Raw genomic sequence first — 24,840 nt, 5'->3', positions numbered from 1 at the left:
AAAAGCTAAGGAACGAATGTGAAAAAATGGTAAGTAAATTTAGGAAAAACTAAGCACGATTGGATTTTTTGTGTTATAATATTCTGTGAATAGCTATGCCCTATTTTAGCTATATTGAATAGAAGTTTGAAACTTGGAAGAGAGAGGATGCGATGTAATGGCTAGAGATGGTTTTTTTACAGGCTTAGATATCGGAACTAATTCGATTAAAGTATTGGTTGCCGAGCATAGAAATGGTGAACTAAACGTAATTGGTGTAAGTAATGCCAAGAGTAAAGGTGTAAAGGATGGGATTATCGTTGATATTGAAGCAGCAGCAACTGCTATCAAGTCAGCTATTTCCCAAGCAGAAGAGAAAGCTGGCATTTCAATCAAATCAGTGAATGTTGGTTTGCCTGGAAATCTTTTGCAGGTAGAACCAACTCAAGGTATGATTCCAGTTACATCTGATACAAAAGAAATTACAGATCAAGATGTTGAAAATGTTGTTAAATCAGCCTTGACAAAGAGTATGACACCAGATCGTGAAGTCATTACTTTTATTCCAGAAGAATTTATCGTAGATGGTTTCCAAGGTATTCGTGATCCACGTGGGATGATGGGGGTTCGTCTTGAAATGCGTGGTTTGCTTTACACAGGTCCACGTACTATTCTTCACAATTTACGCAAGACAGTTGAGCGCTCAGGTGTTCAAGTTGAAAATATTATTATTTCACCATTGGCTTTGGTTCGTTCAGTCTTGAACGAAGGAGAGCGTGAATTTGGAGCTACTGTGATTGATATGGGAGCAGGTCAAACAACTGTTGCTACAATCCGTAACCAAGAACTCCAGTTTACAAATATTCTTCAAGAAGGTGGAGATTATGTCACAAAAGATATCTCTAAAGTCTTGAAGACTTCACAGAAATTAGCTGAAGGATTGAAATTAAACTATGGTGAAGCCTACCCTTCACTTGCAAGCAATGAAACCTTCCAAGTTGAAGTAATTGGTGAAGTAGAGCCTGTAGAAGTTACAGAAAGCTACCTAGCAGAGATTATTTCAGCCCGCATTAAGCACATTTTTGAACAAATCAAACAAGAGTTGGAAAGAAGACATTTGTTGGATCTTCCAGGTGGGATTGTTCTGATTGGTGGAAATGCTATTTTACCAGGTGTTGTAGAACTTGCACAGGAAGTCTTTGGCGTTGGTGTCAAACTTTACGTTCCAAATCAAGTTGGAATCCGTAATCCTGCCTTTGCTCATGTGATTAGCTTGTCTGAATTTGCTGGTCAATTGACTGAGGTGCATTTATTAGCACAAAGAGCAGTCAAGGGTGAGGATACTTTGCGTCACCAACCAATTAATTTTGGTGGGATGATTCAACGCGTTACGCAAGTAGCACAACCTACCCCTATTCAACCAGTTCAAAATACTGAGGTAGAGCAATCAGCTTCTACGAACGTAGTTGCTCCGAAAGAAGATAAAGTATCTTCTCAAAATAAACCAAAAATCGCAGATCGTTTCCGTGGCTTAATCGGAAGCATGTTTGATGAATAAAAGAGGAAAAATAAACTATGACATTTTCATTTGATACAGCAGCAGCTCAAGGTGCAGTTATTAAAGTAATCGGTGTTGGTGGAGGTGGCGGTAACGCCATTAACCGCATGGTTGACGAAGGTGTTGCAGGCGTAGAATTTATCGCAGCAAACACAGATGTACAAGCTTTGAGTAGTACAAAAGCTGAGACTGTAATTCAGTTAGGCCCTAAATTGACTCGTGGTTTGGGTGCTGGCGGTCGACCTGAAGTTGGTCAAAAGGCAGCTGAAGAAAGCGAAGAAGCCTTGACTCAAGCTATTACTGGAGCAGATATGGTCTTCATTACTGCAGGTATGGGAGGTGGCTCTGGTACTGGTGCAGCTCCTGTTATTGCCCGCATTGCTAAAGATTTAGGTGCTCTTACAGTTGGTGTTGTGACACGTCCTTTCGGTTTTGAAGGAAGCAAACGTGGTCAGTATGCTGTAGAAGGAATCAATCAACTTCGTGAGCATGTGGATACTCTATTGATTATTTCAAACAACAACTTGCTTGAAATTGTTGATAAGAAAACTCCACTTCTTGAAGCTCTTAGCGAAGCAGATAACGTACTTCGCCAAGGTGTTCAAGGGATTACTGATTTGATCACAAACCCTGGTTTGATTAATCTTGACTTTGCCGATGTGAAAACAGTTATGGCAAATAAAGGAAACGCCCTAATGGGTATCGGTATCGGTAGTGGTGAAGAACGTGTGGTAGAAGCAGCTCGTAAGGCAATCTACTCACCACTTCTTGAAACAACTATTGACGGTGCTGAGGATGTTATCGTCAACGTTACTGGTGGTCTTGATTTGACTTTGATTGAAGCAGAAGAAGCTTCAGAAATTGTCAACCAAGCAGCTGGTCAAGGAGTGAACATCTGGCTCGGAACATCTATCGATGAAAACATGAAAGATGAAATTCGTGTGACAGTCGTTGCAACTGGTGTTCGTCAAGATCGTGTTGAAAAAGTTGTGGGCCATGCACCAAGACAAGCTGTCCGTCATGAACAAGCAAGTCCTAATCATGCACACAATCATAATCGTCAGTTTGATATGGCTGAAACTGCAGAAATTCCAAGTCCAGCGCCTCGTCGCACAGAAACTTCTCAAACTTCAGCATTTGGTGATTGGGACTTGCGTCGTGAGACAATTGTTCGACCAACTGATTCAGTGGTATCACCAGTTGAACGTTTCGAAGCGCCATCTTTACACGATGAGGATGAATTAGACACTCCTCCATTTTTCAAAAATCGTTAAGTAAATGAATTTGAAAGAAAATACAGAACGTGTTTTTCAACAAATAAAAGATGCAAGTCAGCAGTCAGGAAGAGAAGCCAATTCTGTTTCGGTTGTTGCTGTTACAAAATATGTAGACGTACCGACAGCGGAGGCTTTGCTTCCGCTAGGTGTGCATCATATTGGTGAAAATCGTGTGGATAAATTTCTTGAGAAATATGAAGCTTTAAAAGATAGAAATATTACCTGGCATTTGATTGGAACCTTGCAAAGACGCAAGGTCAAAGATGTCATTCAGTATGTTGATTATTTCCATGCTTTGGATTCATTAAAGCTAGCAGAGGAAATTCAAAAAAGAAGTGACCGAGTTGTTAAGTGTTTCTTACAAGTAAATATCTCAAGGGAAGAGAGCAAACATGGTTTTTCAAGGGAAGAACTACTGGAGCTCTTGCCAGAATTGGCCACCTTAGATAAAATTGAATATGTCGGCTTGATGACCATGGCTCCTTTTGAAGCTAGTAGTGATGAGTTGAAAGAAATTTTTAAAGCTACGCAGGATTTGCAACTAGAAATTAGAGAAAAACAAATTCCCAATATGCCAATGACGGACTTGAGTATGGGTATGAGTCGTGACTACAAGGAAGCGATTGAATTTGGCTCAACATTTGTCAGAATTGGTACAGCATTTTTTAAATAGGAAAGAAATATGTCTTTAAAAGATAGATTTGATAAATTTATAGATTATTTTACAGAAGATGGAGAAGATGTTGGTACTGCATTTCAGCCTAAAGCTGAAGAGCCGATTGTGACTCCAGTCCCTTCTGTTCAAGAGTTGCCTCAACAAGCTGGTAGCACGCCATCTAAAGATAAAAACATCACTCGTCTTCATGCCCGTCAACAAGAGTTGGCTATGCAAAGTCAACGTTCTACTGATAAGGTGACAATTGATGTTCGTTATCCACGTAAATACGAAGATGCCACAGATATTGTTGATTTATTAGCTGGCAACGAAAGTATTTTGATTGATTTTCAATATATGACAGAAGTTCAAGCACGTCGTTGTTTGGATTATCTGGATGGGGCGCGTCACGTTTTAGCTGGTAACATGAAAAAGGTAGCATCTACTATGTACCTGCTGACACCAGTTGATGTTGTCGTCAATATTGAAGATATCAAAATTCCAGATGAATCACAAAATGGTGAATTTGGCTTTGATATGAAACGTACGAGAGTGAGATAATGATCTTTCTCATTCGTTTTGTTCAAAATGCAGTGGATATCTATTCACTGATTTTAATCGTGTTTGCTCTGATGTCTTGGTTTCCCAATGCTTATGAATCACGTCTTGGACGCTTGATTATTAGTTTAGTGAAACCGATAATAGCTCCCTTGCAACGTTTGCCCCTCCAGATTGCAGGTCTTGACTTGTCTGTTTGGATTGCGGTATTACTAGTTCACTTCCTAGGGGAACAATTGATTCGACTTTTAGTGATCTTTCTATGAACAAGATGATTTATCAACACTTTTCTAAGAATGATTCGTCTTTTATTGATAAGGGAGTAGAATGGATAAAAAAGGTAGAAGATTCTTATTCTCCTTTTTTAACACCCTTTGTAAATCCCCATCAAGAAAAGATTTTAAAAGTTCTAGCATCAACCAACGGCATCTCCTACATGAGCAGTCGGCAGTTTCTTGAAACTGAATATGTGCGGATACTCCTGTATCCTGATTATTTTGAGCCGGAATTTTCTGATTTTGAACTATCCTTGCAAGAAATTGTCTATCCTAATAAGTTTGAACGCTTAACGCATGCAAAAATATTAGGGACTGTTTTAAATCAGCTGGGAATTGATAGGAAGCTATTTGGTGATATCTTAGTCAACGAAGAGAGAGCACAGATTATCATTAATCGACAGTTTATGCTCCTTTTTCAAGATGGTATTACGAAAATTGCTCGTTTACCGGTTCGTCTAGAAGAACGGCATTTTACTGAGAAAATTGCTACAGTAGAAGATTATCAAGAATTAGATATTTGTATTGCTAGTTCTAGATTAGATGTTTTTCTAGCAGGTGTCTTCAAGCTGTCTAGAAATCAGGCAAGTCAGTTAATTGAAAAACAGGCAGTCCAAGTGAATTACCATTTAGTTGAAAAATCAGATTATACAGTTCAAGTTGGTGATCTGATTAGTGTAAGGAAATTTGGTCGATTGAAACTCGTTAGAGATAATGGGCAAACAAAAAAAGATAAAAAGAAATTAACGGTCCAATTGTTATTAAGTAAGTGAGGAAAAATATGCCAATTACATCGTTAGAAATCAAAGATAAAACTTTTAGCACACGCTTCAGAGGGTTTGATCAAGAAGAAGTAGATGAGTTTTTAGATATTGTAGTCCGTGATTATGAAGATTTGGTTCGCTCTAATCATGATAAGGATTTACAAATTAAGAGTTTGGAAGAGCGTTTGTCTTACTTTGATGAGATGAAAGATTCATTGAGTCAATCTGTATTGATTGCACAAGATACAGCAGAGCGAGTAAAACAAGCTGCAACGGAACGTTCAAACAATATTATCCAACAAGCAGAGCAAGATGCCCAACGTTTGTTGGAAGAAGCTAAGTACAAGGCAAATGAAATTCTTCGTCAAGCAACTGACAATGCCAAGAAGGTTGCTGTTGAAACAGAAGAATTAAAAAACAAGAGTCGTGTCTTCCATCAACGTCTTAAATCTACAATTGAGAGCCAGTTAGCAATTGTTGAATCTTCAGATTGGGAAGATATTCTTCGCCCAACAGCTACTTATCTTCAGACAAGTGATGAGGCCTTCAAAGAAGTGGTCAGCGAAGTCTTAGGTGACTCTGTCTTGCAACAACATCCAGAGGAAGAACCAATTGATATTACTCGCCAGTTTTCTCCCGAGGAAATGGCAGAGTTGCAAGCGCGCATCGAAGCGGCCAATAAGGAACTTGCAGAAGCCGAAGCAAGAGCTGAGCAGGAACAAGTGGTTTCACCAGCTCCGGTTGTTGAAGAAAGCCCAGCTCATCCAGTTGGTCCAATGTATGAAGAGCCAGAAGTAGCTCCAAGCCATTACTCAGGACCAACACCAGCTACTGAAGCTGTAAACTCAGAACCAGGTTTTGCGGCACCGCAAGAATCTGTTACAATTTTATAAGAAATAATTTGAGAACAATATCTTATCCTTATATTTCCAGCGAGCAGGAGATGGTGTGAGTCCTGCAATCCCTAATGATAAGATTATCCTCTCAAAAACTCAAGTCTGAAGCTAGTAAGACTTGACGTTCCCCACGTTACGGGATAAGAGGGAGAAAGACTAAATCTTTTTCCGAATAAAGGTGGTACCACGATTTTCGTCCTTTTTGGCAGTCGTGGTTTTTAATTTGTTATTATTTATAAAGGAGATACCATGAAACTCAAAGATACCCTTAACCTTGGGAAAACAGCTTTCCCAATGCGTGCAGGACTTCCTACCAAAGAGCCAGTTTGGCAAAAGGAATGGGAAGATGCAAAGCTTTATCAACGTCGTCAAGAATTGAACCAAGGAAAACCTCATTTCACCTTGCATGATGGCCCTCCATACGCTAACGGAAATATCCACGTTGGACACGCTATGAACAAGATTTCAAAAGATATCATTGTTCGTTCTAAGTCTATGTCAGGATTTTATGCTCCTTATATTCCAGGTTGGGATACACATGGTCTGCCAATCGAGCAAGTTTTGGCAAAACAAGGTGTCAAACGTAAAGAAATGGACTTGGTTGAGTACTTGAAACTTTGCCGTGAATACGCTCTTTCTCAAGTAGATAAACAACGCGAAGACTTCAAACGTTTAGGTGTTTCTGGTGACTGGGAAAATCCATATGTGACTTTGACTCCTGACTATGAAGCAGCTCAAATCCGTGTATTTGGTGAGATGGCTAATAAAGGTTATATCTACCGTGGTGCAAAACCAGTTTACTGGTCTTGGTCATCTGAGTCAGCCCTTGCTGAAGCGGAGATTGAATACCATGATTTGGTTTCAACTTCCCTTTACTATGCCAACAAGGTAAAAGATGGCAAAGGTGTTCTAGATACAGATACTTATATCGTAGTCTGGACAACAACTCCATTTACCATCACAGCTTCTCGTGGTCTGACTGTTGGTGCAGATATTGATTACGTTTTGGTTCAACCTGCTGGTGAAGATCGCAAGTTTGTGGTTGCTGCAGAATTGTTGGCTAGCTTGTCTGAGAAGTTTGGTTGGGGTGATGTTCAAGTTTTGGCAACTTACCGTGGTCAAGAATTGAACTACATCGTAACAGAACACCCATGGGATACAGCTGTAGATGAGTTGGTTATCCTTGGTGATCACGTTACCACTGACTCTGGTACTGGTATTGTCCATACAGCCCCTGGTTTTGGTGAGGACGACTACAATGTTGGTATTGCTAATGGTCTTGAAGTCGCAGTGACTGTTGACGAACGTGGTATCATGATGAAGAATGCTGGTCCTGAGTTTGAAGGTCAATTCTATGATAAGGTTGTCCCAACTGTTATTGAAAAACTTGGTAACCTCCTTCTTGCCCAAGAAGAAATCTCTCACTCATACCCATTTGACTGGCGTACTAAGAAACCAATTATCTGGCGTGCAGTACCACAATGGTTTGCCTCAGTTTCTAAATTCCGCCAAGAAATCTTGGATGAAATTGAAAAAGTGAAATTCCACTCAGAATGGGGTAAAGTCCGTCTTTACAATATGATTCGTGACCGTGGCGACTGGGTTATCTCTCGTCAACGTGCTTGGGGTGTTCCGCTTCCTATCTTCTATTCTGAAGATGGTACAGCGATCATGACTGCTGAAACTATTGAACACGTGGCTCAACTTTTTGAGGAACATGGTTCAAGCATTTGGTGGGAACGTGATGCCAAAGACCTCTTACCAGAAGGATTTACTCATCCAGGTTCACCAAATGGCGAGTTCAAAAAAGAAACTGATATCATGGACGTTTGGTTTGACTCAGGTTCATCATGGAATGGAGTGGTAGTAAACCGTCCTGAGTTGACTTACCCAGCAGACCTTTACCTAGAAGGTTCTGACCAGTACCGTGGTTGGTTCAACTCATCACTCATCACATCAGTTGCTAACCATGGCGTAGCACCTTACAAACAAATCTTGTCACAAGGTTTTGCCCTTGATGGTAAAGGTGAGAAGATGTCTAAATCTCTTGGAAATACCATTGCTCCAAGTGATGTTGAAAAACAATTTGGTGCTGAAATCTTGCGTCTCTGGGTAACAAGTGTTGACTCAAGCAATGACGTGCGTATTTCTATGGATATCTTGAGCCAAGTCTCTGAAACTTACCGTAAGATCCGTAACACTCTTCGTTTCTTGATTGCCAATACATCTGACTTTAACCCAGCTCAAGATGTAGTCGCTTACGATGAACTTCGTTCAGTTGATAAGTACATGACGATTCGCTTTAACCAACTTGTCAAGACCATTCGTGATGCCTATGCGGACTTTGAATTCTTGACAATCTACAAGGCCTTGGTGAACTTTATCAACGTTGATTTGTCAGCCTTCTACCTTGATTTTGCTAAAGATGTTGTTTACATCGAAGGTGCCAAATCACTGGAACGCCGTCAAATGCAAACTGTTTTCTATGACATTCTTGTCAAAATCACTAAACTCTTGACACCAATCCTTCCTCACACAGCAGAGGAAATCTGGTCATATCTAGAGTTTGAAGCCGAAGACTTCGTTCAATTGTCAGAATTGCCAGAAGCAGAAACTTTTGCTAACCAAGAAGAAATCTTGGATACATGGGCAGCCTTCATGGACTTCCGTGGACAAGCTCAAAAAGCCTTGGAAGAAGCGCGTAATGCCAAAGTTATCGGTAAATCACTTGAAGCACACTTGACAGTTTATCCAAATGAAGTGGTGAAAACTCTGCTCGAAGCAGTAAACAGCAATGTAGCTCAACTTTTGATCGTGTCAGACTTGACCATCGCAGAGGGACCAGCTCCAGAAGCTGCTGTTAGCTTCGAAGATGTAGCCTTTACAGTTGAACGCGCTGCAGGTGAAGTATGTGACCGTTGCCGTCGTATCGACCCAACAACAGCAGAACGTAGCTACCACGCAGTCATCTGTGACCACTGTGCAAGCATCGTAGAAGAAAACTTTGCGGAAGCAGTCGCAGAAGGATTTGAAGCGAAATAGGTTTGTTGTATGATACAAATAAGGAAAAGGATTGTCAAACAGTCCTTTCCTTTTTGGTTTTGACTAGCTTTTTTGTGAAAAATTGTGTAAAATAGAATAGATAAACGAGGGAAAACCTCGGAAAATTTAAAGGAGAATCCATCTAATGGTAAAATTGGTTTTTGCTCGCCACGGTGAGTCTGAATGGAACAAAGCTAACCTTTTCACTGGTTGGGCTGATGTTGATTTGTCTGAAAAGGGAACACAACAAGCGATTGACGCTGGTAAATTGATCAAAGAAGCTGGTATCGAATTTGACCAAGCTTACACTTCAGTATTGAAACGTGCTATCAAAACAACGAACTTGGCTCTTGAAGCTTCTGACCAATTGTGGGTTCCAGTTGAAAAATCATGGCGCTTGAACGAACGTCACTACGGTGGTTTGACTGGTAAAAACAAAGCTGAAGCTGCTGAGCAATTTGGTGATGAGCAAGTTCACATCTGGCGTCGTTCATACGATGTATTGCCTCCAAACATGGACCGTGATGATGAGCACTCAGCTCACACTGACCGTCGTTACGCTTCACTTGACGACTCAGTTATCCCAGATGCTGAAAACTTGAAAGTGACTTTGGAACGTGCCCTTCCTTTCTGGGAAGATAAAATCGCTCCAGCTCTTAAAGATGGTAAAAACGTATTCGTAGGAGCTCACGGTAACTCAATCCGTGCCCTTGTAAAACACATCAAAGGTTTGTCAGATGACGAAATCATGGACGTGGAAATCCCTAACTTCCCACCATTGGTATTCGAATTCGACGAAAAATTGAACGTAGTTTCTGAATACTACCTTGGAAAATAAAAAATTGTAAGTCTAGAATTGATTTCTAGGCTTTTTATGTTAGTATGGTAGTATGATAAGTAATAAAAAACAAGATTATGTACTGACCTACAAGCAACCAGCGTCAACAACATATAAGGGTTGGGAAGAAGAGGCCTTACCGATAGGTAATGGTTCTTTAGGGGCAAAAATATTTGGTCTTATAGGGGCTGAACGGATTCAATTCAATGAAAAAAGTCTCTGGTCTGGTGGTCCACTTCCTGATAGTTCAGATTATCAGGGTGGAAATCTTCAGGATCAGTATGTTTTTTTAGGTAAGATTCGGCAGGCTTTGGAGAAGAGAGACTACAATACTGCTAAGGAACTGGCTGAACATCACCTGGTCGGGCCCAAAACGAGTCAATATGGGACCTATCTGTCTTTTGGGGATATTCATATTGAGTTTAGCAAGCAAGGCAAGACTTTGTCTCAGGTGACGGATTACCAGAGACAGCTGAATATCAGTAAGGCGCTTGCGACGACTTCTTATGTCTATAAGGGAACGAAATTTGAACGTGAAGCTTTTGCGAGTTTTCCAGATAATCTCTTGGTTCAGCGCTTTACTATGGAAGGGGCGGAAACTCTAGATTTTACTATAGAACTGTCGCTGAGTCGTGATTTGGCTTCTGATGGAAAGTATGAGCAGGAGAAGTCTGATTATAAGAAATGCCAGCTGGATATCTCTGCTTCTCATATCTTGATGAAGGGGCGGGTCAAGGACAATGCCCTCCAATTTGCTAGTTGTCTAGCTTGGGAAACAGATGGGGATATTAGAGTTTGGTCAGATAAGGTTCAGATATCAGGAGCCAGTTATGCCAATCTTTTCTTGGCTGCTAAGACTGATTTTGCCCAAAATCCTGCTAGTAATTATCGCAAGAAAATAGATTTAGAGCAACAGGTAAAGGACTTAGTGGATATAGCTAAAGAAAAGGGCTATACCCAATTGAAATCAAGGCATATTGAGGACTACCAAGCATTATTCCAGCGTGTTCAATTGGATTTGGAAGCTGATGTTGACGTATCCACTACAGATGATTTGCTAAAAAATTATAAGCCACAAGAGGGACAGGCTTTGGAGGAGCTGTTCTTCCAGTATGGACGGTATTTATTGATTAGTTCTTCTAGAGACTGTCCAGATGCTCTACCAGCTAACCTACAAGGGGTCTGGAATGCGATCGACAATCCTCCTTGGAATTCGGACTATCACTTGAATATCAACCTGCAGATGAATTATTGGCCAGCCTATGTGACTAACCTCTTAGAAACGGCTTTTCCGGTTATCAACTATATCGATGATTTGCGGGTCTATGGTCGCCTAGCGGCTGCAAGGTATGCAGGCATCGTTTCTCAGGAAAGGGAGGAGAATGGTTGGCTGGTTCATACTCAAGCGACTCCTTTTGGCTGGACGGCACCTGGTTGGGATTATTACTGGGGGTGGTCACCAGCTGCCAATGCTTGGATGATGCAAACTGTTTATGAAGCCTATTCATTTTATAGGGATCAAGACTATCTCAGGGAGAAAATTTATCCCATGTTGAGGGAAACCGTTCGTTTTTGGAATGATTTTTTACATGAGGATCAGCAGGCGCAGCGTTGGGTCTCTTCTCCGTCTTATTCGCCAGAACATGGGCCGATTTCGATTGGCAATACCTATGACCAATCTCTGATTTGGCAGTTATTTAATGATTTTATTCAGGCTGCTCAGGAATTGGGGCTGGATGCGGATTTGTTGACTGAAGTCAAAGAAAAATTTGATTTACTAAATCCTCTGCAAATCACTCAATCTGGTCGAATCAGGGAGTGGTATGAGGAGGAAGAGCAGCATTTTCAAAATGAGAAAGTGGAGGCCCAACATCGTCACGCTTCCCATCTAGTGGGACTCTATCCTGGAACTCTCTTTAGTCATAAGGGGCAAGACTATCTTGATGCGGCACGTGCTAGCCTCAATGATCGTGGAGATGGGGGAACAGGCTGGTCCAAGGCTAATAAGATCAATCTCTGGGCGCGTTTGGGAGATGGCAATCGAGCCCATAAATTATTAGCAGAGCAGTTAAAGACATCCACCTTGCCCAATCTTTGGTGTAGCCATCCACCTTTTCAGATAGATGGTAATTTTGGTGCTACTAGTGGTATGGCAGAAATGTTACTCCAGTCTCATACAGCTTATCTGGTGCCTCTAGCCGCCCTACCTGATGCCTGGTCATCAGGTTCTGTTTCAGGCTTAATGGCACGTGGACATTTTGAAGTTAGCATGAGGTGGGAGGATAAAAAACTCTTACAGATGAGCATTTTATCAAGGAGTGGAGGAGATTTGCGAGTCTCTTATCCAGGTATTGAAAAAAGTGTGATTGAAGTCAATCAAGAAAAAGCAGAAGTGAAATGTATGGGGAAAGATTGTATTTCAGTGGAGACTGGAGAAGGCGATATGGTTCAATTTTATTTTTAAGAAGGTGATAGAAGGCAGTAATTTGATACTGCCTTTTAATAAGGATTTAAGAATGTAAGCAGTTTCCAACTAGTTGAAAAAGCGTTATAATGGTAGTAGGAAGTAATTTGTTTGAGAGAGGGTGGGTCTGATGGCTTATATTGAAATGAAACACTGTTACAAGCGTTATCAGGTTGGGGACACGGAGATTGTGGCCAATCGTGATGTGAATTTTGAGATTGAAAAGGGTGAATTGGTTATTATTCTAGGTGCATCTGGTGCAGGTAAGTCAACGGTTCTTAACCTTCTTGGGGGAATGGATACCAATGATGAGGGGGAAATCTGGATTGATGGTGCCAATATTGCAGACTATAGTTCCCACCAGCGTACCAATTACCGCCGCAATGATGTAGGCTTTGTTTTTCAGTTTTATAATCTAGTTTCCAATCTAACCGCTAAGGAAAATGTGGAGTTGGCTTCAGAAATCGTGACAGATGCCTTGAATCCTGAACAGGTCTTGACAGATGTAGGTCTGGCTCATCGTCTCAATAATTTTCCAGCCCAGCTTTCTGGAGGGGAGCAACAGCGAGTCTCCATTGCACGCGCGGTAGCCAAAAATCCTAAAATCCTCCTTTGTGATGAACCGACTGGGGCCTTGGATTATCAAACGGGTAAGCAGGTTTTGAAAATCCTCCAAGACATGTCTCGTCAAAAGGGAGCGACGGTGATCATCGTGACTCATAATGGAGCTTTGGCGCCCATTGCTGATCGCGTGATTCATATGCACGATGCCAGTGTCAAGGATGTGGTGATCAACCAGCATCCTCAGGATATCGACAGTTTGGAGTACTAGCATGATCAAGCGAAAAACCTATTGGAAGGACTTAATTCAGTCCTTCACAGCCTCCAAGGGGCGTTTTTTATCCATCTTAACCTTGATGATGTTAGGGTCTCTAGTCCTAGTAGGCCTCAAAGTGACTAGCCCAAACATGGAGGTGACAGCTAATGCTTATTTAACAACTGCTCAAACCTTGGATTTGGCAGTCATGTCTAACTATGGTTTGGATCAAGCAGATCAAGAAGAACTAGAACAGACGGAGGGCGCAGAGGTTGAGTTTGGCTATTTGACAGATGTGACTATGGAGAATGGGCAGAATGCCATTCGGCTGTACTCCAAACCAGAGAGAATTTCAACCTTTCAGCTAAGAGAGGGACGACTTCCTAAGTCCGACAAGGAAATCGCTTTGGCCACTCATTTGCAAGGCCAATACAGCGTGGGACAGGAGATTAGTTTTAAAGAAAAAGAAGAGGGTCATTCCTCTTTAAAAGACCATACTTATACCATTACTGGTTTTGTGGATTCAGCTGAAATCCTCTCCCAGCGAGATATGGGCTACGCAGCAAGTGGAAGTGGGACTCTGACAGCCTATGGGGTGATTTTACCTAGTCAGTTTGATCAGAAAGTCTACAATATAGCTCGTTTAAAATATCAAGATTTGTCAGGTTTAAATGCTTTTTCAGCAACTTATGAAGAAAAATCCAAACAGCATCAGGAAGACCTAGAACAAGCTTTGTCAGATAATGGCAAGGCACGTTTGCAACTCTTGAAAAAAGAAGGCCAAGAGTCTCTAGACAAAGGCCAAGAGACCCTTGACAAGGCTGATACTAATTTGCAGGAAGGCAAGCGTCGTTTAGCAGTTGCTCAAGCTCGTTTACAGGCTCAGGAAAGTCAACTAGCCTTGCTTCCTCAAACTCAGAGAGAGCAGGCCAGTGCTCAACTTACCCAAGCCAAGCAGGAATTGAGTAAGGAAGAGGATAAACTAAAGCAGGCTGAACAAAATCTAGCCCAAGAAAAGGAAAAACTAGAAAAACATCAGCAAGCCTTGGATGATTTAGCTGAGCCCAAGTATCAAGTATATAATCGTCAGACCATGCCTGGCGGTCAAGGCTATCTCATGTACAGTAATGCTTCAGCCAGTATTCGGGCAGTGGGCAATATCTTTCCTGTAGTGCTTTATGCCGTAGCAGCTATGGTGACCTTTACAACTATGACTCGTTTTGTGGATGAAGAGCGAACTCATGCAGGGATTTTTAAGGCCTTGGGTTATCGCAGTAAGGATATTATCGCCAAATTTCTCCTCTACGGTCTAGTAGCTGGAACTGTCGGAACAGCTCTGGGTAGCATACTTGGACATTATTTACTAGCCGGTGTGATTTCAAGTGTCATTACAAAAAGCATGGTGGTGGGAGAAACCCAGATTCAGTTCTATTGGACCTATAGCTTACTGGCTCTTGTCTTGAGTTGGTTGGCGAGTGTGTTACCAGCCTACTTGGTAGCTCGTAGGGAACTTCATGATGAAGCAGCCCAGCTTTTATTACCTAAACCTCCTGTTAAAGGAGCTAAAATCTTACTAGAGCGCATCGGTTTTATCTGGCGTCGTCTCAGTTTTACCCATAAGGTAACAGCCCGTAATATCTTCCGTTATAAACAGCGGATGTTGATGACGATCTTTGGTGTGGCAGGTTCAGTCGCTCTGCTCTTTGCAGGTTTGGGAATTCAATCCTCTGTAGCAGGAGTTCCGTATAGACAGTTTCAACAAATCCAACAGTATCAAATGATTGTCTCTGAAAATCTTAGTGCGACCAATCAAGACAAGGCAAATCTAGAAGAAGTGTTGAAAGGTCAGGCTATTCAAGCCTACCAGAAAATTTATTCTAAGACGCTAGACAAGGATTTTAAAGGCAAGGCTGGTCTTCAGACTGTTACTCTTATGATGACAGAGAAGGAGGATTTGACTCCCTTTATCCATCTGCAACATCATCAGCAGGAGCTGACATTAAAAGATGGCATCGTTATTACAGCTAAACTTGCCCAGCTGGCAGGTGTCAAGGTTGGACAAACTCTAGAAATTGAAGGTAAGGAATTAACGGTTGCTGCTATTACTGAGAACTACGTTGGTCACTTTATTTATATGAGTCAGGCTAGCTATGAGCAAATTTACGGCCAGCTACCCCAAGCCAACACTTATCTGGTTTCGCTAAGGGATACCAGTGCAACTAGTATCGAAAGGCAGGCCGGCTTACTTATGAATCAAGCTGCGGTGTCCAGCGTTGTCCAAAATGCTTCAGCCATTCGACTCTTTGACTCCGTCGCTAGCTCACTCAATCAGACTATGACCATCTTGGTCATCGTATCGGTTCTGTTGGCTATCGTTATCCTTTACAATCTAACCAACATTAACGTAGCTGAGAGAATCCGTGAACTCTCCACTATCAAGGTTCTCGGTTTTCATAATAATGAAGTCACTCTCTACATTTACCGTGAGACGATTGTGCTGTCCCTTGTGGGAATCGTACTTGGTTTGGTATCTGGTTTCTATTTACATCAATTTTTGATTCAAATGATTTCGCCTGCTACTATTCTCTTTTATCCGCAGGTAGGCTGGGAAGTCTATGTAATCCCAGTGGCAGCAGTAAGCATCATTTTGACCTTGCTTGGTTTCTTCGTCAATCATCATCTGAGAAAGGTTGATATGCTTGAAGCCTTGAAATCTGTAGAGTAAGGTAGTTGTTTTTAGTAGCTTGAACTTATATTTACTCGTAAATCATGACCATCCGTCAAACGGGTGGTTTGTCCCAGAGCTATAAGCCCAAATTACCAGCCAGCGCCTCAAGACGCTGGCTTTCACGTTGTTCAAGCCTTATTGCTCTTGACTCGTCACTTGCCTCTTAAAGAGGCTTTAGTATTACTTACCACTATCCCTAAAGGGATCCTCATATTCTTTTACACTCAATTTATCTAGTGCTATATCATGTTTTACTCGTTCTCGAATTTTCATACTCGTGAAGAAATCATCCACTGGATAATTTCTTTAATCTTGAATATATTTCTTAATTGTGGCTTCATTGAGTCCAACCGTACTCACATAATAACCTTCCGCCCAGAAATGCCGATTCCCAAACTTGTACTTGAGATTGGCGTGTTTGTCAAACATCATGAGTGCACTTTTTCCTTTTAAATAACCCATGAAACTCGAAACACTTATCCTTGGTGGAATACTTACTAACATGTGTACATGGTCTGGCATTAAGTGATCCTCGATAATTTCAACTCCTTTATAACTACACAAGCGATGAAATATTTCGCCTAAACTACTTCGATATTGATTATAGATGACTTTTCGTCTATACTTAGGGGTGAACACAATGTGATAGAACAGTGCCACTTTGTGTGCGATAAACTATGAGCCTTTTGTGCCATATTTTTCTCCTTTCGCTTTACAATTGGCTTGAACACCTTTATTGTATTGCGTTTGGAGTTTTTTTGTCTCGCACCTAGCGGAGCGAGACGGACTAATAGTCACATAATTATAAGGCTGATAGTATTAATTTCACTATCAGCCTTACAGGTTATTTAACGTTTCAGAAAAACTATAATGTCAAGATTAACTAAACAGTATCTAATTCTTTCAAATAATTTTCTATCTTCATCAACATTAAAGGATTGTTATAAATCTTACATAACTCTCTTGCTTCTATATAATAATTTTTGACTTGTTCTTTGTCTAGAAATTTAGCTCCAGCATTTCCTACAAGAATAAGTAGAGGAGCCAGTTGGTAGCTTGTCTGTCTTTGTTTACAGAGTTCAATCGTCTCAAGAGCTTCTTGGATGGCTTCATTATATTTTTCCTTTGATACTAGGTAGTGAGCGTAGTTGTAACGAACTCTGATGTAGCCAAATAAAAACTCTTGATGCTCAAAATTTTTTGTCTGATATAACTCCATCAAATGAGAGTAGTTTGCCTCATATTCTTGTTCACGACCCACTAAGGAATAGAAATTAGATAGAGTATTCAATGCCTTTAAATAAATCAGAGTATTTGAGGAGACTTTTAATAATATATTTTCCAATGAAGAAATTGCCTCACACTTACTGTCATATTGATAGAAGTCAATAATAGCTTTAATCCATTCAAGATAAGTTCGGTCTTCTAGTGTTAGAAAAGTACTTCGTTCAATCTCTATTCTATAAATATATTCCAAATTATCATAATTTCTGTCATCTAATAGTCGAGCAGATAATTGCTTGAAATTAGAGAGGTTAGATTTAATTTCAATTTGTTCATTAAAAAAATAATCTAATGGCACTTCGAGCCGTTGTGAGAGTTTGAACAAAAGGTCTGCGGAGGGAATGAAATGCCCTCTCTCAATTTTACTAATCTGACTTTGTTCACAAATTCCTTCTGCAAGAGTTTGTTGGGAGAGTCTCAACTCTTTTCAATCTGAATTTCTCTGCGAGTGTATTCATTAAAGATAATAAACCTTCCTATTTACTTAATTTCATTATAAAATTTTTAGTTCAAAATAGTAAGTTAAAGAAACAAATAATTCTTTATGGTAATAAATAAAAAAAAGTCAAAAATTACATAAAAATGCTTGGCTACATAAAATATATCTGTTAAAATAAGAATAACGAAAAAGAAAAGGGTTTCACGAATGAAGAAAAATTGTGGAATTCAAAAATTAGCTATATTAGCATTACTAGGGGTTTTTACGTTTAGTAATACAATTCCTTACCAACAGTTTATTCAGAAGAATAAACAATTGAAGATTTGAGTGCAATCACAAAAGAAGTCCAATGGTCTTGATGTTGGGAAGGCTGATTGATGTCGTATTACTTTAAAATTCAACTATTAGAGAAAGGTATTCTTATGAGAGCTTGTAACAATACCAGATAGATATAAGAATGGAGATGTTTGATAAAATGCTTTCATAGCTAACCAACTGTTGAAAATTATGAGTTACAAAATCTAAGGTATTTAAGATTAGTTTATAAAATTAGGTCTCTGCCTGTAGAAAGGAACGTGCAGTTAGAAAGGAGGAAAAAATAGGATACTATAATTCAGACTGAGATTTCTAATTAAAATATGTAGTTGCATCATCCCTTGCCGTTTTGGCATTTAGTTTGGCTCTTCCTGTTTTGGTAGCTTCTCACCGTGGTGGCGAGTGGACCTATGGAGGCTATCGTGATCCAAATAATTGGGGAGCAAATTACATTTGATGCGGGATGGTAAAGAATAATTGAAGAAGATTCTTTTATCAATAGTTTAGTAAGCTTGTTAGTTTATAGAGGGCAGGGGTATTTCTGCCCTCTGCTTTAGAATAAGGAATGCACTATGAAAAAATTATTTATACTCATATCCAACCTGCTTGCTAGTTTGTTCTTTGTTTGGGTATTTACCATTTGGACTGATACATATGTTTCCCATTATTACCCCAACGTTGTTGTACGTGATTCTTCCCCTGAAACAACTTTTCAGCATGTTGCTACACGCTTGGAAAAACTAGCAGAAGAAACGGATAGCTTTATTGCGATTCAACACCAGGATCCTAACTCAGAAGGTACTCCAGTGTTTTCTTATACGACCTTTGGGAACGGAAAGTTGCCTGATGGGCTACAGGAAAAAAATCTAGAAGATGCTCAAAGTAGTAGTGTTGAAACAAACTATTTTGTATTCAATGGAAACCTAGATATTCACTTGCTAAGGGAGGAGCTAAGTCAACTTGGCTTGACTAACATGCACCTGACAATTCCATCTAAACTATCTACGTTAATGGCTATCTTTAGTAACGGATTTCAGTTAATCAGTCTATTGATTTTCATCTTAACCTTTGGAGCACTGACTTTAATTAGTCAAATTAGCCAATTACGTTCGTCGGGCATTCGCCTCATTTCAGGAGAGAAACGGTGGTCCATTTTCCTTAGACCAGTTGGTGAGGATTTGAAAGGGATAGCTGTTGGTTTCAGTTTAGCTGGCGTGCTCGCCATTCTTATGCAAAAAATTCTGTCGCTTCCAACGCAATCCCTAATGACCATAGGAGCAGGCTTGCTCTGTTATAATCTCATCTTGTTGTCGATCTCCCTGTTTTTCGCTCAACTCTTCGCAGTTGGGATAAAAAAGATACACCTGATGCAGATTATAAAAGGGCAAGTGCCTGTCAGAGGAATCATTAGTTTGATTTTAATCGGTCAACTATTAGCGATTATTATTGTAACGCTGGGAATAGGGAGTAGCTTAAAGTATTCCCAAGCCTGGCAACAGCATCGGATTGGACAAGAGGTTTGGAGTCAGGAAAGGCAACTGACTATCCTATCAATCAGCCGTGAAGGAACGAGTCCTGGTTTTGATGAACAAGCTCAAAGAAAACTCAGAACTTGGTATCAATTGATGGATCTGGCTGTTTCAGAACAAAAGGCTTTCTTATCTAGACACCAGTTAATTGACCGTACTTTGCAAAATGGCATGGCTTCCTCCAAAAACTTGACAACCTCTACAGAATGGCACAATTACAGCCCGAATGGCAATGTCCTTATCGTCACACCGCAATACTTGGAGCGTCAAAACATTCCTGTAGATACAACTATTAAGCAAAAGATGAATCACCTTGATGTAGGGGAGTTTGTCTTATTGCTGCCTGAACACCTCCGTTCAGAGGAAGAACATTATAAATCTGTTTTTGAAGACGACTTAACCAGTCGCATGTCTAGTAAAGATGAACGACAGCAAATGACTGCTACGGTAGGTTATTTGGAATCAGGTCATGATCGTTTTGTGTATAATACGACCCCTATTTCTTACCAGCAGTTTTTGAAAGATCCAATCATCATTGTTATAACACCCCAATCAACTGGTCCACAGTCCATTGTGTTTTGGGTAGACGCAGTACAGAACTACGTTCTCTTTAATCAATTGTCTGATGCCCAGGAGCTTATCCAGAGACAAGGCATTGAAAATTGGGTCTCAGAAATGCAAACAGGTTACCACAACTACATCACATTATTGGATAATATCCAGAGGGAACGTTGGGTAATGCTAGCAGGAGCTGTGCTTGGGATTGCAACTTCAATCTTGTTGTTTAACACTATGAATAGGCTCTACTTTGAAGAATTTAGACGTGCCATTTTTATCAAACGCATTGCAGGTCTCAGGTTCTTAGAAATCCATCGCACTTATCTCTTTGCTCAACTGGGTGTGTTTTTACTGGGATTTGTTGCGAGTGTATTTCTTATGGTAGAGATAGTAGTTGCTTTCTTAGTCTTGTTACTCTTTACTGGTCTATCTCTTTTACAGTTACATGTCCAAATGCAGAAAGAAAACAAGATGTCCATGCTTGTTTTGAAGGGAGGTTAATATGATTGAACTTAAACAGGTGAGTAAATCTTTTGGAGAACGAGAGTTATTTTCGAATCTTTCAATAACATTTGAGGCTGGAAAAGTCTATGCCTTAATTGGTTCAAGTGGTAGCGGAAAAACAACCTTGATGAACATGATTGGGAAATTAGAATCTTATGATGGGACGATTTTTTACCGAGGTAAAGACTTGACCAATTATAAATCGAGTGATTTTTTCCGTCACGAATTGGGCTACCTCTTCCAGAACTTTGGCTTAATTGAAAACCAAAGTATTGAAGAAAACCTTAAGCTAGGTCTCATTGGTCAAAAGTTGAGTCGGGCGGAACGGCGGTTGAGGCAGAAGCAGGCTTTAGAACAGGTCGGCCTGGATTATCTTGACCTAGATAAGCGCATCTTTGAGTTATCGGGCGGAGAATCGCAACGGGTTGCCTTGGCAAAAGTTATCTTAAAGAATCCACCCTTTATTCTGGCAGATGAGCCAACAGCTTCAATAGACCCAGCAACCTCTCAGTTGATTATGGAGATTTTGCTATCTCTTCGAGATGATAATAGGCTAATCATTATCGCAACACATAATCCGGCAATTTGGGAGATGGCTGATGAAGTGTTCACGATGGATCGTCTGAAATAAAAATCCTTGTTTTTAATTGCACGATGAGTTACTGAAATATTATCATGAATCAATAATTGGAGTTAATTTAGAATTGTACTTTATTAATATTGAGGTAACTTTTTCTTGATAAAGGAAGAAATAGTGGAGAGGAAGTTAGATTGAAAAAATTCGACAATTATATTATTGAGAAGCCTTGCGATTCTAATTCAGATAAACTGTAAAAAATCTTAATAATTGAAAGTTTGGTAGATGATATTTTGCAATTTTCTATCAGAATCAATAATAGTGTAGGAGAGGTTTTCCTCCTACAACTGTTTCAAAAGAAATATTTACCCATTGGGAGAAGATGTTGCAGTGGATAATGTGTTACTCACTGAAAAATATAATTTTCAACTAAAAGATTTTGAAGGATTCATTTCAAAATAAACAATAATTAAAGAATAAGAAAAATCCTCCGTTTCAAAGAGTAGGGAACTCCTTGTGACAGAGGATTTTTTCTATAGGGCTTTAGCAGCTGCAATTGCAGCTTCGAAGTTTGGTTCAGAGTTGATATTGTCCACGTATTCAACGTAGTGAATAGTATTGTCAGTATCGAGGACAAAGACTGCGCGTGCCAATAGATGCCACTCATTGATTAAGAGGGCATAATCACGTCCAAAGGAATGGTCGAAATAGTCTGAGAGCATGATGGCATTTTCAATACCTTCAGCACCACACCAACGTTTTTGGGCAAAAGGAAGGTCCATTGAAACAGTCAAGACAACCGTATTATCCAGTCCAGCCAGTTCTTCATTAAAACGACGCGTTTGAGTTGAGCAGATGCCTGTATCGATAGAAGGCACGACACTCAAGACTTTTTTCTTCCCATCAAAATCAGCCAGAGATTTTTTAGAAAGGTCTGTTGTAGTGAGTGAAAAATCAAGTGCCTTGTCGCCGACTTGTAGTTGTTTACCTGTAAAGCTCACAGGATTTCCGAGAAAAATTACCATAGGATACTCCAATCTTTTTTCTTCCATTTTAGCTGAAACAGTCGGAATTTTCCAATGATTTGACCGGAAATATGGGCATAGAAAAAACGCCAGCTCATGAGAGAATGACGTTTTTCAGAGGCTTATACTCAATGAAAATCAAAGAGCAAACTAGGAAGCTAGCCACAGGCTGTACTTGAGTACGGCAAGGCGACGCTGACGTGGTTTGAATTTGATTTTCGAAGAGTATTATTTTGCCAATCCTTCAGCAATCTTGTCAAGGTTGTATTTCATCATGTTGTAGTAGCTATCGCCTTCTTTACCTTGTTCTGCGATAGAGTCAGTAAAGATTTGTGCGTAGATTGGGATGTTTGTGTCTTGTGAAACAGTCTTCATTGGACGGTCATCCACACTTGATTCTACAAAGAGGGAAGGAGTTTTTGTTTGGCGAAGTTTTTCAACCAAGGTCTTGATTTGGTCAGGAGTTCCTTCTTCTTCAGTATTGATTTCCCAAATATAGGCACTTGGGACACCGTAGGCTTTAGAGAAGTATTTGAAGCATCCTTCACTGGTTACGATCAATTTCTTCTCAGCAGGGATGTTGTTAAATTTCTCTTTAGCTTCCTTGTCAAGTTTGTCTAGCTTATCAGTATATTCTTTAAGATTTTTTTCGTAGAATTCCTTGTTGCTAGGGTCTTTAGCGCTCAATTGTTTTGCGATATTTTTAGCAAAGATCATCCCGTTTTCAAGGTTAAGCCAAGCGTGTGGGTCTTCTTTACCTTTTTCATTTTGACCTTCAAGGTAGATAACATCAACGCCTTCGCTGACTGCAAAGTAGTCTTTGTTTTCAGTTTTCTTGGCATTTTCTACCAATTTTGTAAACCAAGCATTACCACCTGTTTCAAGGTTGATCCCGTTATAGAAAATCAAATCAGCTTGAGAAGTTTTCTTAACGTCTTCAGGGAGTGGTTCGTATTCATGTGGGTCTTGACCAACAGGAACGATACTGTGAAGATCAATCTTGTCACCAGCAATATTTTTAGTAATATCAGCGATGATTGAGTTTGTAGCAACAACTTTTAGTTTTTGACCAGAAGCTGCATCTTTTTTTCCACTAGTACATGCTACAAGAGCAATGACGGAAAGAAAGAGAACGAGTAATGTACCTAATTTTTTCATTAGATCCTCCAATTTATTGGGGTTTTGCCCCTTATTTTAACAAATGTTTATTTTTCAGTTTCAAATATCGTTGTTTTGGAGCGATAAAGAAGCTAATGAGAAAGAAACTAGCAGCTGTAAGCACGATACTAGAACCTGCCGCAACGTTAAAGCTATAGCCGATAAAGAGTCCCAAAACTGAAGCTGCAGCTCCAAAGGTTGAGGAAAGGAAAATCATGCTTTTCAGGCTATTAGCATAAAGATAAGCAGTTGCAGCTGGGGTAATCAGCATGGCTACAATCAGGATAGTTCCGACACTTTGCATGGCTGTCACAGACACGAGAGTCAAGAGTACCATGAGAAGGTAGTGATAGAAATTGACAGGCATTCCCATGGCTTTAGCCAATAGTTCATCAAAGGATGTTATCAAGAGTTGCTTGAAGAAAATCCAGATTAACAAGAGAATGGCTGCCCCCACACCCATAGTAATAAACATATCCGTATCTTGGACGGCCAGGATATTACCAAAAAGAATATGGAAAAGGTCAGTTGAACTTTTAGCGACACTAATCAAGATGATACCGAGGGCTAAGAAAGAAGAAAAGGTAATGCCGATGGCGGTATCGCTTTTGATAATCGAGTTTCCCTTGATGTAGGTAATGATGATAGCAGCTAGTAGTCCGAAGACAATGGCTCCGATAAAGAAGTCAAGGCCCAAGATAAAGGAGAGGGCTACACCTGGCAAGACAGCATGTGAAATGGCATCTCCCATGAGTGACATCCCGCGTAGGATGATGAAACATCCCACAGCTCCAGCTACGACCCCAATGACAATAGCTGTTATCAAGGCATTTTGTAGGAAATGGAATTTTTGCAATCCATCGATAAATTCTGCAATCATAGGTCACCTCCATTGAAAAAGAGTCGATTACCGTAAGCTTCTTTGAGATTGGCTTCGGTAAAGGTTTCTTTGGTTGGACCAAAGGCAATCACTTCTCGATTGACAAGTAAGACTTGATCGAAGTAGTGGGAAACCTTGCTGAGGTCGTGGTGAACGATGAGAACCGTCTTACCAGCTTTTTTCAAATCTCTCAGCGTATTCATGATGATTTCCTCACTGACAGAGTCAATCCCAACAAAGGGTTCATCCAAGAGGATATAATCGGCTTCCTGCACCAAACATCTGGCAATCAAGACCCGCTGGAATTGACCTCCAGACAGTTGACTGATTTGACGTTCAGCGTAGTCAGCTAGGCCGACGATTTCAAGGGCTTCCTCTACTTTTTTCCAATGTTTAGCATTTAAACTGCGAAAGAGAGGAATAGAAGGAAATAGTCCTAGCGAGACACATTCCTTGACCTTGATGGGAAAGTTGTAGTCGATATTGATTTTTTGTTCGACATAGGCGATTCGGTGTAAGGATTTTTTAACTTCCTTGTCATCGAGAAATGCCTGACCTTGATGTGGGATAATTCCCAGCATCCCTTTTAATAATGTTGATTTTCCAGCACCGTTCGGACCAATGATACCGGTAATTGTTGGTCCATGGAGCACTAGTGAAATATCCTTAAGTGCCAACGTTTCTTTGTAGGAGACACTGAGGTTTTCAATACGTATCATA

The 24,840-nt window shown here is 40.3% G+C and carries 18 protein-coding genes, 4 pseudogenes and 1 other annotated feature; of the genes and pseudogenes, 16 read left to right on the top strand and 6 right to left on the bottom strand.

Annotated features, from left to right (window positions below; all coding sequences use genetic code 11):
* The first annotated feature begins 157 nt into the window (after positions 1-157).
* The 12 genes from ftsA (at position 158) to ADJ60_RS10410 (ending at position 15,848) form a co-directional block, all read left to right on the top strand.
* Positions 158-1,537, top strand: coding sequence for a cell division protein FtsA (ftsA, locus tag ADJ60_RS10470; protein WP_004257776.1), 1,380 nt, complete (start codon positions 158-160; stop codon positions 1,535-1,537).
* Between the two features lie 17 nt (positions 1,538-1,554).
* Positions 1,555-2,811: a cell division protein FtsZ gene (gene ftsZ, locus ADJ60_RS10465; RefSeq protein WP_045605920.1), complete on the top strand. Its 1,257-nt coding sequence runs from the start codon at positions 1,555-1,557 to the stop codon at positions 2,809-2,811.
* Between the two features lie 4 nt (positions 2,812-2,815).
* Positions 2,816-3,487 carry a YggS family pyridoxal phosphate-dependent enzyme gene (locus ADJ60_RS10460; protein WP_004261850.1) on the top strand — a complete coding sequence of 224 codons (672 nt, stop codon included), beginning with the start codon at positions 2,816-2,818 and terminating at the stop codon, positions 3,485-3,487.
* Positions 3,488-3,496: 9 nt separating this feature from the next.
* Complete coding sequence (locus ADJ60_RS10455) at positions 3,497-4,030, top strand: cell division protein SepF (protein WP_049544859.1); 534 nt, start codon at positions 3,497-3,499, stop codon at positions 4,028-4,030.
* Positions 4,030-4,293: a YggT family protein gene (locus ADJ60_RS10450; RefSeq protein ID WP_004257761.1), complete on the top strand. Its 264-nt coding sequence runs from the start codon at positions 4,030-4,032 to the stop codon at positions 4,291-4,293. The genes ADJ60_RS10455 and ADJ60_RS10450 overlap by 1 nt, the downstream gene beginning before the upstream one ends.
* A complete protein-coding gene (locus tag ADJ60_RS10445) occupies positions 4,290-5,075 on the top strand; it encodes an RNA-binding protein (RefSeq protein ID WP_049544858.1) in 786 nt (261 codons plus the stop codon). Before ADJ60_RS10450 ends, ADJ60_RS10445 begins: the two co-directional genes overlap by 4 nt.
* An 8-nt stretch (positions 5,076-5,083) precedes the next feature.
* The gene (locus ADJ60_RS10440; RefSeq protein ID WP_049544857.1) at positions 5,084-5,959 is read left to right on the top strand and encodes a DivIVA domain-containing protein; all 876 of its coding nucleotides are present in this window, start codon (positions 5,084-5,086) and stop codon (positions 5,957-5,959) included.
* 1 nt (position 5,960) lies between these two features.
* Positions 5,961-6,166, top strand: a binding site (T-box leader).
* A gap of 45 nt (positions 6,167-6,211) precedes the next feature.
* A complete protein-coding gene (gene ileS / locus ADJ60_RS10430) occupies positions 6,212-9,004 on the top strand; it encodes an isoleucine--tRNA ligase (RefSeq protein WP_049544856.1) in 2,793 nt (930 codons plus the stop codon).
* A gap of 145 nt (positions 9,005-9,149) precedes the next feature.
* Positions 9,150-9,842 carry a phosphoglycerate mutase gene (locus ADJ60_RS10425; protein WP_000240129.1) on the top strand — a complete coding sequence of 231 codons (693 nt, stop codon included), beginning with the start codon at positions 9,150-9,152 and terminating at the stop codon, positions 9,840-9,842.
* 52 nt (positions 9,843-9,894) lie between these two features.
* Positions 9,895-12,306, top strand: coding sequence for a glycoside hydrolase family 95 protein (locus ADJ60_RS10420; protein WP_049544855.1), 2,412 nt, complete (start codon positions 9,895-9,897; stop codon positions 12,304-12,306).
* 130 nt (positions 12,307-12,436) lie between these two features.
* Positions 12,437-13,138, top strand: a complete 702-nt coding sequence (locus ADJ60_RS10415) for an ABC transporter ATP-binding protein (protein WP_049544854.1) — start codon at positions 12,437-12,439, stop codon at positions 13,136-13,138.
* A 1-nt stretch (position 13,139) separates the two neighbouring features.
* A complete protein-coding gene (locus ADJ60_RS10410) occupies positions 13,140-15,848 on the top strand; it encodes an ABC transporter permease (protein WP_049544853.1) in 2,709 nt (902 codons plus the stop codon).
* A 183-nt stretch (positions 15,849-16,031) separates the two neighbouring features.
* Here the strand turns inward: ADJ60_RS10410 and tnpA are convergent.
* Both tnpA and ADJ60_RS10400 read right to left on the bottom strand, forming a co-directional pair.
* Positions 16,032-16,546, bottom strand: a pseudogene (tnpA, locus tag ADJ60_RS10405) (IS200/IS605 family transposase).
* Between the two features lie 188 nt (positions 16,547-16,734).
* Positions 16,735-17,593: pseudogene (locus ADJ60_RS10400) on the bottom strand (helix-turn-helix domain-containing protein).
* Positions 17,594-17,781: 188 nt separating this feature from the next.
* Here ADJ60_RS10400 and ADJ60_RS11875 point away from each other — a divergent pair.
* From ADJ60_RS11875 to ADJ60_RS10385, 4 genes and pseudogenes are all read left to right on the top strand, one after another.
* A pseudogene (locus ADJ60_RS11875) lies at positions 17,782-17,898 on the top strand (PhrA family quorum-sensing system peptide); the annotation flags it as partial.
* A gap of 563 nt (positions 17,899-18,461) precedes the next feature.
* A complete protein-coding gene (locus ADJ60_RS10395) occupies positions 18,462-20,477 on the top strand; it encodes a DUF1430 domain-containing protein (RefSeq protein WP_049544851.1) in 2,016 nt (671 codons plus the stop codon).
* A 1-nt stretch (position 20,478) separates the two neighbouring features.
* Positions 20,479-21,111, top strand: a complete 633-nt coding sequence (locus tag ADJ60_RS10390) for an ABC transporter ATP-binding protein (protein ID WP_049544850.1) — start codon at positions 20,479-20,481, stop codon at positions 21,109-21,111.
* A 140-nt stretch (positions 21,112-21,251) separates the two neighbouring features.
* Positions 21,252-21,410 (top strand): annotated as a pseudogene (locus ADJ60_RS10385) (competence protein ComA); the annotation flags it as partial.
* 180 nt (positions 21,411-21,590) lie between these two features.
* Here the strand turns inward: ADJ60_RS10385 and tpx are convergent.
* From tpx to ADJ60_RS10365, 4 genes are all read right to left on the bottom strand, one after another.
* Positions 21,591-22,082, bottom strand: coding sequence for a thiol peroxidase (gene tpx / locus ADJ60_RS10380; RefSeq protein WP_049544871.1), 492 nt, complete (start codon positions 22,080-22,082; stop codon positions 21,591-21,593).
* A 228-nt stretch (positions 22,083-22,310) separates the two neighbouring features.
* The gene (psaA, locus tag ADJ60_RS10375; RefSeq protein ID WP_045611179.1) at positions 22,311-23,240 is read right to left on the bottom strand and encodes a metal ABC transporter substrate-binding lipoprotein/adhesin PsaA; all 930 of its coding nucleotides are present in this window, start codon (positions 23,238-23,240) and stop codon (positions 22,311-22,313) included.
* Between the two features lie 31 nt (positions 23,241-23,271).
* Complete coding sequence (locus ADJ60_RS10370) at positions 23,272-24,120, bottom strand: metal ABC transporter permease (RefSeq protein ID WP_049544849.1); 849 nt, start codon at positions 24,118-24,120, stop codon at positions 23,272-23,274.
* A complete protein-coding gene (locus tag ADJ60_RS10365) occupies positions 24,117-24,839 on the bottom strand; it encodes a metal ABC transporter ATP-binding protein (RefSeq protein ID WP_033686841.1) in 723 nt (240 codons plus the stop codon). The genes ADJ60_RS10370 and ADJ60_RS10365 overlap by 4 nt, the downstream gene beginning before the upstream one ends.
* Position 24,840: the final 1 nt, after the last annotated feature.

Origin of the sequence: Streptococcus pseudopneumoniae (assembly GCF_001076775.1) — a bacterium.
GTDB lineage: Bacteria > Bacillota > Bacilli > Lactobacillales > Streptococcaceae > Streptococcus > Streptococcus pseudopneumoniae_G.
Note: the sequence above shows the minus strand (reverse complement) of the source record. Positions and strands in the feature narration are given on the sequence as shown.